At 73.8% G+C, this 2,485-nt stretch carries 3 protein-coding genes and 1 pseudogene; 2 read left to right on the top strand and 2 right to left on the bottom strand.

Annotation, left to right across the window (positions count from 1 at the left end; genetic code table 11):
• Positions 1 to 651: pseudogene (locus tag WA805_RS22100) on the top strand (hypothetical protein); the annotation flags it as partial.
• Here WA805_RS22100 and era read toward each other — a convergent pair.
• Entirely contained in the window at positions 642 to 1,589 is a 948-nt protein-coding gene (gene era / locus WA805_RS22095) for a GTPase Era (protein WP_422282481.1), read from the bottom strand. The pseudogene WA805_RS22100 and the gene era overlap by 10 nt on opposite strands.
• 43 nt (positions 1,590 to 1,632) lie before the next feature.
• Between era and WA805_RS22090 the strand changes: the two genes are divergently transcribed.
• Complete coding sequence (locus tag WA805_RS22090) at positions 1,633 to 2,142, top strand: NUDIX hydrolase (RefSeq protein ID WP_425243282.1); 510 nt, start codon at positions 1,633 to 1,635, stop codon at positions 2,140 to 2,142.
• Positions 2,143 to 2,210: 68 nt separating this feature from the next.
• Here the strand turns inward: WA805_RS22090 and WA805_RS22085 are convergent.
• Positions 2,211 to 2,485: cytidine deaminase (locus tag WA805_RS22085; RefSeq protein ID WP_425243281.1), on the bottom strand; the 275-nt coding region annotated here is incomplete at its 5' end.

Below are 2,485 nucleotides of genomic sequence, written 5' to 3'. Positions count from 1 at the left end.
GTGCGGGAGGGGTCCGGCGGCGAGGCCTTTGCCCTCCTGGCCGGCGCCACCCTCGGTCAGGCCGAGGTGCGGCGCGTCCTCGACGTGGCGAAGATCCCCGCGGGCTCGATCGCGCGGCTGCGGGAATCGGCGGCACGGGCGGCGGCCGGCTACTCGCTGGCGCGCTGGACAGGCGTCACCCCCGACGACCGGCTCGACCAGGTCGCGTCGCTGCACAACGCGCTGAACGACGCGCCCATGGACCCCGGCCTCGAGGCCACGGCGTGGACCGCGGAGCGGGTCCGCGACCGCATAAACGGCCGGATCGCGCGTTCCCCGTCCCGGCGGTACTCGCTGGCGGCGGTGCACGACGCCAGCGGCGAGATGGCGGCGCTGACCGTGGTGTCGGTCGACCCCGCCATCCCCGACTGGGGGCACCAGCTGATCACCGCGGTGACCCGGCGGCACCGCGGCCACCGGCTCGGCATGCTGACCAAGGCGGCGATGATGGACTGGCTGGCCGAGGCCGAGCCCGCGATGCGGCGGATCGAGACCTGGAACGCCGCGTCCAACCGGTACATGATCGCGGTGAACGAGGAGCTCGGCTACGAGGTGTGGGGCCAGCCCTACCGGTCGGCCGAGCTGCCCGTCTCAGCCGTTCGTCAGTCGTAGAAACCCAGCCGCCGCAGCTGCTTCGGGTTGCGCTGCCAGTCCTTGGCGACCTTGACGCGCAGGTCCAGGTAGATCTTCGTGCCGAGAAGCGCCTCGATCTGCTGCCTGGCGCGGGAGCCGACGTCCTTCAGCCTGGCGCCCTTCGCCCCGATCACGATCGCCTTCTGACTGGGCCGCTCCACGAAGAGCTCGGCGTGCACGTCGGTGAGGTCCGGCCGGTCCGCCCGCGGCGCCATCTCCTCGACGACCACGGCGATCGAGTGCGGCAGCTCGTCCCGTACGCCGTCCAGCGCCGCCTCCCGGATCAGCTCGGCCACCATGATCTGCTCTGGCTCGTCGGTCAGCTCGCCGTCCGGGTACAGCGGCGGGCCCTCGGGCAGGTGCGAGACGAGGACGTCGGCGAGCACGTCGAGCTGGTACCCGGCCACCGCGGACACCGGCACCACGTCCGCCCAGTCGCCGAGCTCGCTGACCGCCACGAGCTGCCCCGCGACCTGGTCGGGTGTCGCCTTGTCGGTCTTGGTCACGATCGCGACGACCGGGGTATCAGGCAGCGCGGCCAGCTCGCGGGTCAGGTACTTGTCGCCGGGGCCGACCGGGTCGGTCGCGGGGACGCAGAACCCGATCACGTCCACCTCGGTGAGGGTCGAGCGCACCAGGCTGTCGAGCCGCTCGCCAAGCAGCGTGCGCGGCCGGTGCAGGCCGGGCGTGTCCACCAGGACCAGCTGCGCGTCCGGCCGGTGCACGATGCCGCGGATCACCCGCCGCGTGGTCTGCGGCCGGTCGCTGGTGATCGCCACCTTGGCGCCGACCAGGGCGTTGGTCAGCGTCGACTTGCCGACGTTGGGGCGGCCCACCAGGGACGCGAACCCGGAGCGGAACGCGCTGCCGGTCGGCGCGCGTCCGGTCGCTGTCGTGGTCACGTGCGGCGGGCTCATCCCTTGATTGTCACGCATCCGGGCCACCACTACCGTCATCGGCATGAGCCCAACCCCCATCTGGCGGCCCACCGCCCGGGTTCTCGCTGTCGAGCCCGAGGGCCGGCTGCTGCTGTTCAGCTCGGTGGACCGGTCGGGCGCCACGTGGTGGTTCACGCCGGGCGGCGGCGTGCAGCGGGGCGAGTCCCTGACGGCCGCGGCCGTCAGGGAGCTGGCCGAGGAGACCGGCTACGTCAGCGCGGAGGCCGACCTCGGCCCGGTGGTCGCCACGTGCGCGGGCACCTGGGCGTCGCCGGACGACCAGGGCCGCCGCTACTTCGCCGCCGACTCCTACTTCTTCCTGCGGGTACCCCGCACGGACGTGGTCGCGGACGGGATGGAGGACTACGAGCGCGTGGTCATCACGGGGCATCGCTGGTGGACGCTCGACGAGCTGCGGCACGGGGACGGCCAGGTCTTCCCGTGGGGGCTGGCCGTCCTGGTCGACCGGCTGCTGCGCGACGACGTCCCCAGCCGCCCGGTGCGTCTCCCGTGGATCCCGGAGTCCCCGTGAGCGGGCTGCGGCGCGGCCCGCTTCTTGCTGTTATCGCCTGGAGGTTGGCGGCGGACCCGGGGCGGGCGTTACTCGATGGCGCGCAGGGTGCCGTCGGGGGCGGCGCGGAAGACCGGGGCGTCCGGGCCCAGGTCCCGGACCGCGGCCAGATCGGCAGGGTCCGGGTCGGAGTCGCTGACCAGGGCGGCGGCCTCGAGCCGTTCCGCTCCGCTGGAGGCGGCCATCGCCACCGCGAGGCGCAGCGCGGACAGCCGCAGCGACGGCAGCGCGACCGACGCCGCCGTATAGGTCCGCCCGGTCTCGTCGCGTACCGCCGCGCCCTCCGCCGACCCGGACCTGGGCC

The sequence above is a fragment of the Trebonia sp. genome (assembly GCF_049794275.1).
GTDB lineage: Bacteria > Actinomycetota > Actinomycetes > Streptosporangiales > Streptosporangiaceae > Trebonia.
Note: the sequence above shows the minus strand (reverse complement) of the source record. Positions and strands in the feature narration are given on the sequence as shown.